General features: G+C 69.0%; 14 protein-coding genes. 2 read left to right on the forward strand and 12 right to left on the reverse strand.

The window, feature by feature from the left end; genetic code table 11:
* Positions 1 to 34: 34 nt before the first annotated feature.
* Positions 35 to 991: an EamA family transporter RarD gene (rarD, locus tag B7R24_RS12255; RefSeq protein ID WP_253259446.1), complete on the reverse strand. Its 957-nt coding sequence runs from the start codon at positions 989 to 991 to the stop codon at positions 35 to 37.
* A complete protein-coding gene (groES, locus tag B7R24_RS12260) occupies positions 991 to 1,287 on the reverse strand; it encodes a co-chaperone GroES (RefSeq protein WP_116419255.1) in 297 nt (98 codons plus the stop codon). Before groES ends, rarD begins: the two co-directional genes overlap by 1 nt.
* 142 nt (positions 1,288 to 1,429) lie before the next feature.
* Between groES and B7R24_RS12265 the strand changes: the two genes are divergently transcribed.
* Positions 1,430 to 2,620, forward strand: a complete 1,191-nt coding sequence (locus B7R24_RS12265) for a class I SAM-dependent methyltransferase (RefSeq protein WP_116419256.1) — start codon at positions 1,430 to 1,432, stop codon at positions 2,618 to 2,620.
* 36 nt (positions 2,621 to 2,656) lie between these two features.
* Here the strand turns inward: B7R24_RS12265 and B7R24_RS17830 are convergent, their stop codons facing one another.
* The 9 genes from B7R24_RS17830 to glmS form a co-directional block, all read right to left on the reverse strand.
* On the reverse strand, positions 2,657 to 3,262 hold the full coding sequence (locus tag B7R24_RS17830) for a hypothetical protein (RefSeq protein ID WP_116419257.1): 606 nt from the start codon (positions 3,260 to 3,262) through the stop codon (positions 2,657 to 2,659).
* A gap of 61 nt (positions 3,263 to 3,323) precedes the next feature.
* Positions 3,324 to 3,602, reverse strand: coding sequence for a DUF4190 domain-containing protein (locus tag B7R24_RS12275; RefSeq protein WP_116419258.1), 279 nt, complete (start codon positions 3,600 to 3,602; stop codon positions 3,324 to 3,326).
* Between the two features lie 65 nt (positions 3,603 to 3,667).
* A complete protein-coding gene (tsaD, locus tag B7R24_RS12280) occupies positions 3,668 to 4,768 on the reverse strand; it encodes a tRNA (adenosine(37)-N6)-threonylcarbamoyltransferase complex transferase subunit TsaD (RefSeq protein WP_116419259.1) in 1,101 nt (366 codons plus the stop codon).
* Positions 4,765 to 5,244 (reverse strand): ribosomal protein S18-alanine N-acetyltransferase, encoded by a 480-nt coding sequence (gene rimI / locus B7R24_RS12285; RefSeq protein ID WP_253259447.1) that lies wholly within the window; start codon positions 5,242 to 5,244, stop codon positions 4,765 to 4,767. Before rimI ends, tsaD begins: the two co-directional genes overlap by 4 nt.
* Positions 5,241 to 5,939 (reverse strand): tRNA (adenosine(37)-N6)-threonylcarbamoyltransferase complex dimerization subunit type 1 TsaB, encoded by a 699-nt coding sequence (gene tsaB, locus B7R24_RS12290; protein WP_367302624.1) that lies wholly within the window; start codon positions 5,937 to 5,939, stop codon positions 5,241 to 5,243. Before tsaB ends, rimI begins: the two co-directional genes overlap by 4 nt.
* Entirely contained in the window at positions 5,932 to 7,764 is a 1,833-nt protein-coding gene (alr, locus tag B7R24_RS12295; protein WP_253259448.1) for an alanine racemase, read from the reverse strand. Before alr (B7R24_RS12295) ends, tsaB begins: the two co-directional genes overlap by 8 nt.
* On the reverse strand, positions 7,761 to 8,924 hold the full coding sequence (gene alr / locus B7R24_RS12300; protein WP_116419261.1) for an alanine racemase: 1,164 nt from the start codon (positions 8,922 to 8,924) through the stop codon (positions 7,761 to 7,763). Before alr (B7R24_RS12300) ends, alr (B7R24_RS12295) begins: the two co-directional genes overlap by 4 nt.
* Complete coding sequence (locus tag B7R24_RS12305) at positions 8,921 to 9,325, reverse strand: holo-ACP synthase (RefSeq protein WP_116419262.1); 405 nt, start codon at positions 9,323 to 9,325, stop codon at positions 8,921 to 8,923. The genes alr (B7R24_RS12300) and B7R24_RS12305 overlap by 4 nt, the downstream gene beginning before the upstream one ends.
* Positions 9,326 to 9,339: 14 nt before the next feature.
* A complete protein-coding gene (gene glmS / locus B7R24_RS12310; protein WP_116419263.1) occupies positions 9,340 to 11,187 on the reverse strand; it encodes a glutamine--fructose-6-phosphate transaminase (isomerizing) in 1,848 nt (615 codons plus the stop codon).
* 50 nt (positions 11,188 to 11,237) lie between these two features.
* Between glmS and coaA the strand changes: the two genes are divergently transcribed.
* The gene (gene coaA, locus B7R24_RS12315) at positions 11,238 to 12,191 is read left to right on the forward strand and encodes a type I pantothenate kinase (protein WP_437123531.1); all 954 of its coding nucleotides are present in this window, start codon (positions 11,238 to 11,240) and stop codon (positions 12,189 to 12,191) included.
* A 275-nt stretch (positions 12,192 to 12,466) separates the two neighbouring features.
* On the opposite strand, the gene glmM is transcribed toward coaA, so the two are convergent.
* Complete coding sequence (glmM, locus tag B7R24_RS12320; RefSeq protein WP_116419265.1) at positions 12,467 to 13,813, reverse strand: phosphoglucosamine mutase; 1,347 nt, start codon at positions 13,811 to 13,813, stop codon at positions 12,467 to 12,469.
* Positions 13,814 to 13,832 lie beyond the last annotated feature (19 nt).

The following is a 13,832-nucleotide window of genomic DNA, read 5'->3' on the forward strand; positions in this document are numbered from 1 at the left end:
GCCCCACGCGTTCATTAGGTACAACCTAGGGTCGTTATGTTTCGAGGATGTTTTCTGAACGATTCTGTAAGAGATCGTTAGCATTCTGTGACCGGGCTCGACCAGCCCGCAGCAGGTCGATGCTGAGCACGATCAGAGCCAACCAGACGATGGCGAAACCGATGAGTCGCTCGGGCGGCATGGGCTCGCCGAGCAGGAACACCCCCACGATGAACTGCAGGATGGGTGTCAGGTACTGCACGAACCCGAGGTAGACGAGCGGCAGCCTCTTCGAGGCCGAGGCGAACAGCAGCAGGGGTGCCGCCGTGACCACACCCGCACCGACCAGGCCGGCAGCATGCCAGCCGCCCGACGAGGCGAAGGTGAGCCCGGTCGTCGCCCCGACGACGCTGAGCTGCACCACCATGAAGGGCAGCAGCCAGAGCGACTCGAGCGTGAGGCCGTTCACCGCGTCGATGCGGGGGCCCACCTGCTTCTTCACCAGGCCGTACAGCCCGAACGACCCCGCAAGGATGAGGGAGATCCAGGGGATGGCCCCGTAGCCGATCGTCAACACGACCACGGCGATGAGGCTGATGCCCAGACTCACCCACTGCAGCATCCGGAGCCGCTCGCGCAGAATGAACACGCCCAGCAGGATCGTGACGATCGGGTTGATGAAGTACCCGAGCGACGCCTCGAGAACGTGGCCGCCGGTGCTGGCGATGACGTACACCTGCCAGTTGACGTAGATCAGCACGCCGGCCAGCCCCATCACGAGCACGAGCCGGGGCTGCCTGAAGACAGCGAAGAATCGCTGCCAGCCACGCACGATGGTGATCAGGATGGCGCAGACGACGAGCGCCCAGATCACCCGCCAGGCCACGATCTCGAAGGCGTTCGACGGAGCCAGCAGGAGGAAGTAGAGGGGCAGCATCCCCCAGATGAGGTAGGCCCCGAGGGCATAGAAAAACCCGGACCTGCTCGGCCCGGGTCTCTCTGAAGAACTCACTATCGAACGATAACAGCCAGCACGTCGCGAGCGGACAGTACGAGGTACTCTTCGCCGTTGTACTTGACCTCGGTTCCGCCGTACTTGCTGTACAGAACCTTGTCGCCGACGGTCACGTCGAGGGGCACGCGGTTGCCGTTGTCGTCGATGCGGCCGGGGCCGACGGCCTCGACGACACCTTCCTGCGGCTTCTCTTTGGCCGTGTCAGGAATGACGAGACCAGACGCAGTGGTCGTTTCAGCTTCGACCTGCTTGATGACGATGCGATCTTCGAGCGGCTTGATGGAGACCGACACAGTTGACCTCTTCTTTCTTCGGTTCAAAAGTCATGTTTTTGGCACACTCACACTGAGAGTGCTAACTCCACTTTAGGGGTGCGGCTGGCACTCGGTCAACCTGAGTGCCAGCCTCTCGCACCGGCGCACCTAAACTTGCCCCATGCAGAGAACCGAGCTCGAACAGCTGATGACAGCCGAGGGCTTGAACCTGCTCGACTCGCTTCCGCCGTACACGACGGGCGCGAATATCGTGCGTTCCGTCACCGCCCTCCGAAAGCGCGGGTACTCCGCAGATCTCGTCGGGGCCGTGATGACGCAGGCCCGCCTGCGGGCGAAGGCCGTGGCCAAGTTCGGCGATTTCGCCGACAGGATGCTCTTCACCGAGGCCGGGCTCGAGCAGGCCACGCGCCTGAACGTCGCCGCCCTGCACGCCGGTCGCTTCCGGGCGGCCGGGCTCGACCGCGTCGCCGACCTCGGTTGCGGGATCGGGGCCGATGCCCTCGCCTTCGCGGGGCTGGGGCTCGACGTCACGGCCGTCGACCACGACGAGGTCACTGCCGCACTGGCCTCCTACAACCTCGCCCCGTTCGACACCGCCCGCGTCGAACTGGGCGAGGCAGAGGCGTTCGAGCTGTCGCGGGTCGACGCGGTCTACTTCGACCCCGCTCGCCGCACCGCCGGCCACAGCAACACCTCGCGCCTCACCGACCCCGACGACTACAGTCCCTCGCTCCGGCACGTCTTCGCCGTGGCCGAACGGATGCCCGTGGGCGTCAAACTCGGGCCCGGGCTCGACCGCGAACTACTGCCCGACGACGCCGAGGCGCAGTGGGTCTCGGTCGACGGCCATGTGGTGGAGACCGGGCTGTGGTTCGGCCTCCTCGCCCGACCGGGCATCCGTCGTTCGGCGCTGGTGATCGCGAAGGGCCGCACCGACGAGCTGACCGCCGCTGCGGATTCAGCGGATGTCGACGCCGGTGAGCTCGGCGAATTCCTCTACGAACCCGACGGCAGCGTCATCCGGGCCCGGCTGATCGGCGACCTCGCCAGGCACCTGGGGGCGCGGATGGTCAGCGACCAGATTGCCTACCTGACGTCGGACGACCTGATCGCAACGCCCTTCGCCACGGCGTTCCGGGTGCGCGAGGTGTTGCCGTACAACGTGGCCACTCTGAAGCGCGAGCTCAAGGCCCGGGGTATCGGGCGCCTGGAGATCAAGAAGCGCGGTGTCGACCTCGATCCCGCAGCGCTCCGGCCGAAGCTGTCGCTGCAGGGTACCGAGGAGGCCACCCTGTTCGTGACGCGGATCGCCGGGCGGCACGCCGCCATCCTGGCGGACCGACTGGGCTGAACGCGCCGTGTGCCCCGAGGCACACGGCGCAACCGCTCAGTACGTGTAGTTGTACGAGTTCATGCTCGCGACGAGCGTCACGATGGCGATGACGATGAGGGCCACCGACAGCAGGATTCCGAAGAAGCCGGTGATCAGGGCGGTCAACCAGAAGCCGCGCGCCGCAGGCTCTTTGCGGCGGCCGATGAAGCCGAGCACGACGGCGGCCGCCGAGAAGATGAAGCCGCCAATACCGATGCTGACCGCCGAGATCAGGATGCCGACGATGCCGGCGATCATGCCGATGAGGCTGAGCACGGCGGTCTTGGCCGGCGCGCCCGAGGCGTAGGCGGCCGGTGCGCCGTAGGCGGGGGCACCGGGTGTTCCGGGCGTGCCGTAGCCAGGAGCGGCCGGGGGTGCCGGCGCGTACACCGGCGGGGTCACCGGGGCTCCGGGTGCCGACGAACCCGGTGCGTCGTACGCGGGTGCCGAATACGACGGTGTCGCGTACGACGGTGCCGCGGGAGCAGCCGGCGGAGCGGAGGGCGCGGCCGGAGGCGCGGTCGGCGGCGCGCTGGGCGGCGGCGGGGGCGGCGGGGTGTCAGACCCTGCTGCCGGGTAGGTCGGATTCTCGGGGCCGGTGGGGGTGTTGGGATCGGTCATGGTGACGGTTCCTTCCGCGTTCTCGATCGTTGACGTGCTTCGAGCCTAGCGAGGCCGGGGCCTAGTAGTTGGTCGAGACCGACGAAGCACCCACGAGCACCACGATGAAGATGATGTAGATGATGAGCAGCACCAGCTCGACGAAACCGATGATGATGGCGGCGAGCGCCAGGCCGCGGCCGGCTTCACCCGTCTTTTTGATCTGGTTGAGGCTGACGAAACCGAGAACGATACCGATGATCGTGAAACCGACGATCGACACGACCAGCGCCACGATCGACAGAACGTTGGTCTTGCGGGCCGGGGCTCCGGGGGCAGCGTAGGGATTGGGTGTTGTCATGGTTGTGAGGGCTCCTTTGTCGGTGCCATAGTGACAGCTACTCCCAGCGAGTGTCAATCCACCGTTCAGACCACATGGACGTCTGTGACGGGGAGGGTGGAGTCCGCTCCGAAGTCGAACCCGGAGGGGGTCTTGCCCCGGAGGATCAGCTGTGCACCCAGGGCGGCGATCATCGCCCCGTTGTCGGTGCACAGAGACAGCGGAGGGATGCGGAGTGCGACGCCCGCGGCCGCGGTGCGCTCTTCGGCGAGCTGCCGCACCCGCGCGTTCGCCACCACACCGCCGCCGAGCAGCAGCCGGGGCACATCCAGATCGGCGCACGCCGCCAGCGCTTTCGTCAGCAGCACGTCGGCGACCGCCTCGCGGAAGCTCGCCGCCACATCGCTCACCGGAACCTCTTCGCCCCGGTCGCCTCTTGCCTCGACCCAGCGCGCCACAGCGGTCTTCAGCCCCGAGAACGAGAAGTCGTACCGGTGTCGCTCGCGGTCCTTCGGCAGGGTCAGACCGCGGGGGAACCGGATCGCCTTCGGATTGCCCCCTTCGGCGACCCTGTCGATCTGCGGGCCACCCGGATAGGGCAGCCCGAGCACCCGTGCGACCTTGTCGAACGCCTCCCCGGCCGCATCGTCGATGGTCTCGCCGAGCAGCTCGACGTCGTCGACCAGATCCCGCACCAGCAACAGGGAGGTGTGCCCGCCCGACACGAGCAGGGCCACGGTGGGGTATTCCAGCGGCTCGGAATCCGGCGTCACCAGGTCGACGCCGACATGCCCGACGAGGTGGTTGACCGCATAGAGCGGCTTACCGGTCGAGAGCGCCAGGGCCTTGGCCGCCGCCACGCCGACCATCAGTGCACCCGACAGCCCCGGGCCGCAGGTCACCGCGATCGCATCGAGGTCGCCGAGCGCCAGGCCAGCCTCAGCGAGAGCGGCCTGGATGGTCGGGGTCAACGCTTCGAGGTGTGCCCGTGCGGCGATCTCGGGCACCACTCCCCCGTAGCGCGCGTGCTCGTCCATCGACGACGCGATGGCGTTCGCGAGCAGGGTCGTGCCGCGCACGATGCCGATACCGGTCTCGTCGCAGGATGTCTCGATGCCGAGCACCACGGGTTCCCGTCCGCCCGCGGCGAACGCGGCCGGGTCGAAGGCGACGGTCTCGGCGTTCACGCGGAAGCTCCCGCCACCAGGTCGAGACGCATCGACACCGCGTCGACGTCGTCGGGCTGGTAGTACCCGCGCCGCACGCCGATCGGCGCGAATCCGAGGCTTGCGTACAGCGTCTGGGCTCCGGGATTGTCGGCCCGAACCTCGAGGAACACCCGCCGGGCACCCCGCTCGCGCGCCTCGGCGATCAGGGTCAGCATGAATCTCCGCGCGAGGCCGCGCCGCCGGGCATCCGGAGCGACAGCGATCGTCTGGATGTCGGCGTCCGCCCCGCCTCTAGGGCTCATCAGGCCCGCGTAGCCCGAGAGCCCCTCGATGTCGGGGTCAGTCGCCACGAGGTAGTAGCAGTGGGTCTGCGAGAGATCGGCCAGCATCATCGCGTGCGACCACGCGTCGTTCCGGAACGTCTCCGTCTCGAGCGCCATGATCGCGTCGACGTCGGCGGGTCCCGCCACCCTCAGCTCGAAACCGTCACTCACTGGGTCACCCTCTTCACACCGGTCGAGACGGTCACGTCGGGCGAGCGCAGGTAGATCGCCCGGTCTGCTGCGAAGTCGCCGCCCGACGCCAGCAGCGCCAGTGCGACGAGCCCGAGCTGACCCGCCGACACCCGGGCCGCCTCGGTCGTGCGCGCCCCAGGATGCGGCAGGGCATCGGGCTTCGCAAGTCCCGGGCCGTCGAGGCGCACCGCACTCGCGCCGGCGCCGGCTCCGGCTCCGGAAGCGTCGGCCGCCTCACCCACGCCGTCGCCCGCAGCCGCAGCTCCCGCCAGCTCGTAGAGCGACCAGTACACCTCGCGCCGCCGGGCATCCGTGACCACCAGCAGCTCGCCGCCCGCACCCGCCGTCGCCTCGGCGAGCGCGATCGCGTCGTGGCTGACGACCGGGTACAACGGCACGCCCCGGCCCAGCGCGAAGACCCGGGCGGCCGCGATTCCGACCCGGAGGCCGGTGAACGGGCCGGGTCCCATTCCCGCCACGACGCCGGTCAGCTCATCGACCCGCACGCCCGCCTCAGTGAGCGCGCGCTCGATCAGCCGGCCGATCACCTCGGCGTGCTTCATCGTGTCGTGGCCGTCGGCCTGGCTCAGGATGCCCGACCCCTCCCGCACGACGGAGACACTGGTTCCGGCGGAGGTGTCGATCGCCAGCAGCAGCTCCGGGCGGTCAGCCACGCGGGGCTCCCGTCGCGACGCGGCCCGGGCCGCGGTGGTGGTGGAGCGTGACGGTTCGCGGCTCGACGGGTGCGTCGCCGTCATCGGTGCCATCGGTTTGCACCACGTCTGCGCGGGCGCCGCGGGGACGCTCGATCACCAGCTCCAGGTGCTCGCCGACCAGGTTCTCGATCATCCCGGAGCCCCACTCGACCACCACGATCGAGTTGGCGAAGTCGATGTCGAGGTCGTCGAGCTCGGCCGCACTGCCGAGCCGGTAGGCGTCGACGTGCACGAGCGGAACGCCCGTGGAGAGAGTCGGATGCGTGCGCGCCAGCACGAAGGTCGGGCTGGTGACCGAGCCACGCACCCCCAGCCCCTCACCGAGGCCGCGGGTGAAGGTGGTCTTGCCCGCTCCGAGCTCACCCGTCAGCACCAGCACCGACCCCGCACCCAGCCGCTCGGCGAACGCGACGCCGAAGGCGTGCATCGCTTCCGGATCGGCGATCACCCACGACTCGCCGCCCGCAGCCGCCGCCGCAGCCGCCGCCGCCGCCGCGCCATCGTCACCGGGCGCATCCGTCACATACTGCCGAACGACGCGCGGGCCCACCCGGGCCACGATCTCGTCGCCGATGGTCTGCGCCCAGCCGGCCCACTCCTCCGCCGTCGGAACGGAATCACCCGCGGTACCCGCACCCGCATTCGCGCTCGGCGCCTCGCCGAACACGATCACCTCGTCGCCGACGTTCACGGCGGCATCGCCCACGTCGATCACGATCTGGTCCATCGCGACGCGACCCGCCACAGGGTACCGCGTGCCGGCGATCCACACCTGCCCCTTGCCGTTCGACGCCCGCGGAATGCCGTCGGCATACCCGAGCGGAACGAGCGCGAGCGTCGTCGGCGCCTCCGTTCGGTAGTCGAACCCGTACGACACTCCCTGCCCGGCCGGCACGCGCTTCACCGACACCACCGGCGCCGCCAGGGTCATCACCGCACGCAACCCGAGCTCCTCAGCCGTCTCATCGTCGAACGGCGACACACCGTAGGCCGCGATTCCAAAGCGCACGAAGTTGAAGCGGGCCTCCGGCATCCGGATGCCCGCAGAACTCGCGGCCAGGTGCAGCCTCTGCAACCGTGCTCCGAGGGATTCCGCGACAGCTACTGCGGCGCGGAACTTCTCCAGCGCGTCGCTGTCGTCCGCCGGCGAGGCGTCGGCCAGGTGCGACCACACCGCATACAGCTCGAGCGCACCCTCCTCGTCGAGCGCCATCGCCCGGCGAACGAGGGCGGGCCACTGCTCAGGCGTCGCACCGTTGCGGTGCAGCCCGGTGTCGATCTTGAGGTGCACGCGCGTGAGCGCGGGCAGCGCGGTTGGCGCTCCGGAGGGCTCCGCGTCGTCGGGGGGATCGCCGGCAGAGTCGCTGGCGGCGCCGTCAGCCGCCGCACGCGCGCGCTCGACGAGCTTCGCCCGCGCCTGGGCGATCCGCTCCAGCTGCCACTCGGCCGACACGCCGATGTCGATCTCCTCGGACACAGCCCCGTCGAAGTCAGCGTTCGGGGCGTGCATCCACGCGAAGATCGGCACGGTGAACCCGGCGGCACGGAGTTCGAGTGCGGCGGGGATGTCGAGGACGGCGAGCCAGGTCGCCCCCGCTTCGAGCGCCGCCGCGGCGAGCTGGATCATTCCGTGCCCGTAGGCGTCGGCCTTCACGGCGAGCATGATCTCCGACGGCTCCGCGTGCGCCGCCAGCACGCGCACATTGTGGCGGAACGCATCGAGGTTGACGCGAGCAACCCGTTCGGGTGCCGCCCCGCTCACGCCCATTGCTTCGTCGCTCACGAGACGTACCGCCGCTCGATCCGGGCGCCGATGCGCGTCACGATCTCGTAGTTGATCGTCTCCGCAGCCTCAGCCCAGTCCTCCGCCGACGGATACCCGTCCTGCGGATCGCCGAACAGCACCACCCTGTCCCCCACCGCAGCCTCCGCATCGTGCACGTCGGCAACGAACTGGTCCATCGCGATGCGTCCAGAGACGCGGTGGATCTCGCCATTGATCCAGACCGGTGCGCGGTTCGACCCGAGCCGCGGAATCCCGTCGGCATACCCCAGCGCCACCAGCGCGAGCGTCGACTCCGTCGCTGTCCGATAGGTGTATCCGTACGAGACACCACTGTCGACGGGCACCCGCTTCACCGAGATGACCCGCCCTTCGACGCGCATCGCCGGCCGCAACCCGAGCTCTGCCGATGTCTGGTCATCGAACGGCGAGAGCCCGTACATGCCGATGCCGAGCCGGATCATCGACAGCCTCGTCTCGGGCAGCCTGAGCGCTGCCGCCGTCGAAGCCAGGTGGATGATCGGGGGCTCGAGCTGCGCAACCCGGGCCAGCTCGACCCCGGCGAGCAGCCGCTCGAGCTGCGCACGGTCTTCTTCGTCGTTCGTGTTCGAAAGGTGGCTGAACAGGCCCACCACGGTGAGCTGCCCGGCGCGCTGCAGTTCCGCCGCGCGTGCGAAGAACGCGGGCCAGAGGCTCTGTTCGGCGCCGTTCCGGCCCAGCCCGGTGTCGAGCTTGAGGTGCACCCGGGCCGGTTGCTGCGCGGCCCCGCCCTCTCCGGCTTCCCGCAGGCCCGCCGCCACCCGCAGCCCCGCCGCCGCCACCGCGTCGAGCTGCGCGACCGAGCTCACCCCCACATCGATCGAGTGGGCGACAGCACGGTCGAACGACGCCTGCGGCGAGTGCAGCCACGCCAGCACCGGAACCGACAGTCCGGCGTCGCGAAGCGCCACCGCCTCATCGACATCGGCCACGCCGAGCCACGTCGCACCCGCCTCCACCGCCGCGCGGGCGACCTCCACCGCTCCATGCCCATAGGCGTTGGCCTTCACCACCGCCATTACCTCGGCACCGCCGACCAGCGCCGCCACCGTTCGCACGTTGTGCCGGATTGCCCCGAGGTCGACGGAGGCCAGCCGCAGGGGCTCCTCAGACGCGCTCATCGCCCGCCCCGATCATCCGGAGCCTGCACGGGCGACACCAGAACCGCGCCCGCACCCTCGGCCACCACGAACGCGCACGCCGTATCGCCGTCGTGACTGAGCGACAGGTGCAGCGCCCCGATGCCGTGCGCCTCCACCGCCTCGGCGGCTGACCCCGCCAGACGGAACGACGGTTTGCCGAGCGCATCGGTCACGACCTCCACGTCGTGCCACCGAAAACCGGTCGGGTCGCCGACTGCCTTCACCAACGCCTCTTTCGCGGCAAATCGAGCGGCCAGCGACCGCAGCGACAGAGAGCGTTCGCTCTCAGCGAACAACCTCGGCGCCAAGGCCGGCGTGCGCTGCAGCGAGCGCTCGAACCGGGGCACATCGACAATGTCGACGCCGACGCCGATGATCACGAACCGACCCCCCGCTACTCGACCGTGACCGACTTGGCCAGGTTGCGCGGCTGGTCGACGTCGAGACCCTTGGCCGTGGCCAGCTCCATCGCGAAGATCTGCAGCGGAACGACGGCCAGCAGCGGCTCGAACAGCGCACCCGCCAGCGGAATCGGGATGACCTCGTCAGCGAACGGCAGCACGGCCGCATCGCCCTGCTCGGCGACGGCGAGGATGCGCGCACCCCGGGCCCGGATCTCCTGGATGTTCGAGACCACCTTAGCGTGCAGCGAGTTCGGGTCGCGCGGGCTCGGCACGATGACGAACACCGGCTGGCCCGGCTCGATCAGGGCGATCGGGCCGTGCTTCAGCTCGCCGGCAGCGAATCCCTCGGCGTGGATGTAGGCCAGCTCCTTGAGCTTGAGGGCACCCTCGAGCGCCACGGGATAACCGACGTGCCGGCCGAGGAAGAGCACGGCACGGGAGTCCGACATCCATTTCGCCAGCTCCTGGATGCGGGTGGAGGTCAGCAGCACCTGCTCGAGCTTCGCCGGAATGCCCGACAGCTCTTCCAGCGCCTCGGCGATGGCGGGCGCCGACAGCGTTCCACGAACCCGCGCCAGGTGCAGCCCGAAGAGGTAGAGCGCCGCGATCTGGGCGACGAAGGCCTTCGTCGACGCCACGGCGACCTCGGGGCCGGCGTGCGTGTAGATCACGGCATCCGACTCGCGCGCGATCGTCGCACCCTGCGTGTTGCAGATCGAGAGCGTCGCCGCTCCCGCCTCGATCGCGTACTTCACGGCCATCAGCGTGTCCATGGTCTCGCCCGACTGGCTGATCGACACGACGAGGGTGCGGGGCGTCAGCACCGGCTCGCTGTACCGGAACTCGTGCGAGAGCTGCACCTCGACCGGGATGCGGGCCCACTTCTCGAGGGCGTACTTGCCGAGCATCCCGGCGTAGCTCGCCGTGCCGCAGGCGATGATGACGATGCGGTCGATGTCGGTCAACGCCTCTTCGAGCCCGGCCAGCTCGGGCAGTTCGATGCGGTCGTGATGGATGCGCGTGCGCAGAGTGTTGGCGACCGCTTCGGGCTGCTCGCTGATCTCCTTCGCCATGAAGCTCGACCAGCCACCCTTCTCAGCGGCCGACGCATCCCACGACACCTGGAACTCGCTCGGGATCACCCTGGTGCCGAAGAAGTCGGTCACGAGAACGCTGTCGGGCGTGATGGTGACGATCTGGTCCTGTCCGATCGCCACGGCACGCTGGGTGTGCTCGACGAAGGCCGCGACATCCGATCCGAGGAAGTTCTCGCCGTCACCCAACCCGATGACGAGCGGAGAGTTGCGACGCGCCCCGACCACGACCAGGGGCTCGTCGCGGTGCAGGGCGAGAAGGGTGAACGCGCCCTCGAGGCGCACCACCACGCGACCCAGTGCTGCCGCGAGCCCGCCGCCGGCCTCGTATTCACGCCCGAGGAGCTTCGCAGCCACCTCGGTGTCGGTCTCGCTCTCGAAGGTGTAGCCGTCTGCGAGCAACTCGGCCCGCAGCTCGGCGAAGTTCTCGATGATGCCGTTGTGGATGAGCGCGAGCTTTCCGTCGCGGCTGAGATGCGGGTGCGCATTGACGTCGGTGGGCCCGCCGTGGGTCGCCCACCGGGTGTGACCGATACCCGTGGAACCGTCGGTGAGCGGTTCCGCGGCCAGGTCGTCCACCAGCACCTGCAGCTTGCCCGCGCGCTTCCGGGTGACGAGCTCACCCTCTTCGGTGATGATCGCCACCCCGGCGGAGTCGTAGCCGCGGTACTCGAGTCGCCGGAGTCCGCCGAGCAGAACCTCCAGGCTTTTTGGTCGTCCGACGTAGCCCACGATTCCACACATGGTTCCGATTTTACAGGGGCGGCACCTCAGTTGAGGCACAATGGATGCCTATGGTTGATTCACGGTCGGCTCCAGCCCTGAGTCACACGACCCCCTATGTCGAGATCGACCGGGCCGACTGGGCCGCTCTGGCTCCCGGCACACCGCATCCGCTGCTCGAAACCGAGATCGTGCAATTGCGCGGCCTCGGCGAGCCGCTCGACATGACGGAGGTCAGCGAGGTCTATCTCCCGCTCAGCCGGCTGCTCAACCTGTATGCCGCCGCCCGGCAGGGGCTGCACCGCTCGACAGCCGAGTTCCTCGGCGAGAGGGCGCGCCGAACCCCGTTCGTGATCGGCGTGGCCGGCTCCGTCGCGGTGGGCAAGTCGACCATCGCCCGGCTGCTGCGCGAGCTGCTCGCCCGGTGGGACGACACGCCGCGCGTCGAACTCGTCACCACCGACGGCTTCCTACTGCCGAATCATGAGCTCAACCGCCTCGGCATCATGGACCGTAAGGGTTTTCCCGAGAGCTACGACCGCCGCGCGCTGCTTCGTTTCGTCAGCGCGGTGAAGAGCGGGGCCGAAGAGGTGCGCGCACCCTTCTACTCACACCTCAGCTACGACATCGTGCCGAACGCGCAGATCGTGGTGCGCCAGCCCGACATCCTCATCGTCGAGGGCCTGAACGTGTTGCAGCCACCGTCGCCCAGTCACCGCCTCGCCGTCAGCGACCTCTTCGACTTCACGATCTACGTGGATGCCCGAACCTCCGACATCGCACACTGGTACGAAGAGCGCTTCCTCGCCCTGCAGCGCGGGGCCTTCGCGAACCCGAGCTCCTACTTCCACCGCTATTCGAGCCTCACCGAAGACGAGGCGAGGCGCACCGCCCACTCGATCTGGGCATCCATCAACCAGCCGAACCTCGAGCAGAACGTGCTGCCCACCCGTTCGCGGGCGACCCTCGTGCTGCGCAAGGGCGCGAACCACGCGGTCGACCGCGTACTCGTACGCAAACTCTGACGCCGCCCGCCCCCGCAGCCCCGCCAGCCCCATCAGCCCCGCCCCTGCAGCCCCCGCAGCCCCGCCAGCTCCGCCCCCGCCCGCCCCGGCTCGCCCCACCCACCTGCGTGTGAGACACTTCCGGACTATCGAGACCGGCACGCGCGCCTCACATGTCCCGAACTGTCTCACGACAAGCCGCGCAGAGCGCGACGCGAGGGTGGCGAGACGAGAGGGCTCGGGTAGAGTCGCGGCTAGGGGGCGCGGCTAGAGCGCGGTGCGGCTAAAGGACGCGGCTAGAGGGCGAGGCGTTGCCGCACGACGTCGGCGAGGTGGCCGGCGACGCGGTCGGCGGTGCCCTGGTCGGCGGCCTCGACCATCACGCGAACGAGCGGTTCGGTTCCGGATGCCCGGAGGAGCACCCGCCCGGTCTCCCCCAGCTCGACACCCGCTGCGGTCACGGCGGCATTGAGCACCTCGTCGGTGCTGGAGCGTTCGCGGTCGACGCCGGAGACATTGATGAGCGTCTGCGGGTACACCGTCATGACGCTCGCCAGCTCGGCGAGCGTCATGCCCGTACCGGCCATGTGACTGGCCAGCTGCAACCCGGTGAGGATGCCGTCACCGGTGGTGGCGTAGTCGCCGAAGATGATGTGGCCGGACTGCTCGCCGCCGAGGTTGTACCCCTTGGCATTGATCGCCTCGAGCACGTACCGGTCGCCGACCTTGGTCTCGAGCATCCGGATGCCCTGCTCGGCCATGGCCTTCCGAAGACCGAGGTTGCTCATCACCGTGGCGACGAGGGTGCTCTCGACGAGCGCGCCCCGAGCATTCAGCGCGGTCGCGAGGATGGCCATGATCTGGTCGCCGTCGACGATGGTTCCGTTCGCGTCGACTGCCAGGCAACGGTCGGCGTCGCCATCGTGGGCGATGCCGAGGTCGGCACCATGGGCGACGACGGCGGCAGCAAGGCCCTCGAGGTGGGTCGACCCCACGCCGTCGTTGATGTTCTCGCCGTTGGGGTCATTGCCCATCACCGTGACGCGTGCGCCCGCGTCGGTGAAGACATCCGGAGACACGCCGGCGGCGGCGCCGTGGGCGCAGTCGAGCACCACGTGGATGCCGTCGAGCCGGTGCGGAAGCGTACCGAGCAGATGCACGACATAGCGGTCCTCGGCGTCGGCGAAGCGCCGGATGCGCCCGACGTTACCACCGAGCGGCACCAGGAACGGCTCGCCGAGGGCGGCCTCGATGGCCTCCTCGATCTCGTCGTCCAGCTTCTTGCCGCCGCGGGCGAAGAACTTGATGCCGTTGTCGGGAGCGGGGTTGTGCGAGGCCGAGATCATGCAGCCGAAATCGGCACCCAGGTCGGCCACGAGGTACGCGGCAGCGGGCGTCGGGATGACGCCCGCATCGAAGACGTCGACGCCCGAACTGGCAAAGCCGGCCGCGACCGCTGCGGCGATGAAATCACCGGAGGTACGCGGGTCTCGTGCGAGAACCGCGACGGGTCGTCGACCGGCTGCGCGAGCCTGGGCACCGAGGACCACCGCGGCGGCCTGGGCCACGCGAAGAGCCAGATCTGCGGTCACATCTCTGTTCGCGAGCCCACGCACACCGTCGGTGCCGAAGAGGCGGGGCATCTAGAAAGCCAGCACTGAA

The sequence above is a fragment of the Subtercola boreus genome, from assembly GCF_003399645.1.
Classification (GTDB): domain Bacteria; phylum Actinomycetota; class Actinomycetes; order Actinomycetales; family Microbacteriaceae; genus Subtercola; species Subtercola boreus_A.

Excerpts from the sequence above, each read along its gene's own strand:
- B7R24_RS12275 (WP_116419258.1), bottom strand. The coding sequence starts at position 3,602 with ATGACAACACCCAATCCCTACGCTGCCCCCGGAGCCCCGGCCCGCAAG.
- glmM (WP_116419265.1), bottom strand. The coding sequence starts at position 13,813 with ATGCCCCGCCTCTTCGGCACCGACGGTGTGCGTGGGCTCGCGAACAGA.
- glmS (WP_116419263.1), bottom strand. The coding sequence starts at position 11,187 with ATGTGTGGAATCGTGGGCTACGTCGGACGACCAAAAAGCCTGGAGGTT.
- B7R24_RS17830 (WP_116419257.1), bottom strand. The coding sequence starts at position 3,262 with ATGACCGATCCCAACACCCCCACCGGCCCCGAGAATCCGACCTACCCG.
- B7R24_RS12265 (WP_116419256.1), top strand. The coding sequence starts at position 1,430 with ATGCAGAGAACCGAGCTCGAACAGCTGATGACAGCCGAGGGCTTGAAC.
- coaA (WP_437123531.1), top strand. The coding sequence starts at position 11,238 with ATGGTTGATTCACGGTCGGCTCCAGCCCTGAGTCACACGACCCCCTAT.
- alr (WP_116419261.1), bottom strand. The coding sequence starts at position 8,924 with ATGAGCGCGTCTGAGGAGCCCCTGCGGCTGGCCTCCGTCGACCTCGGG.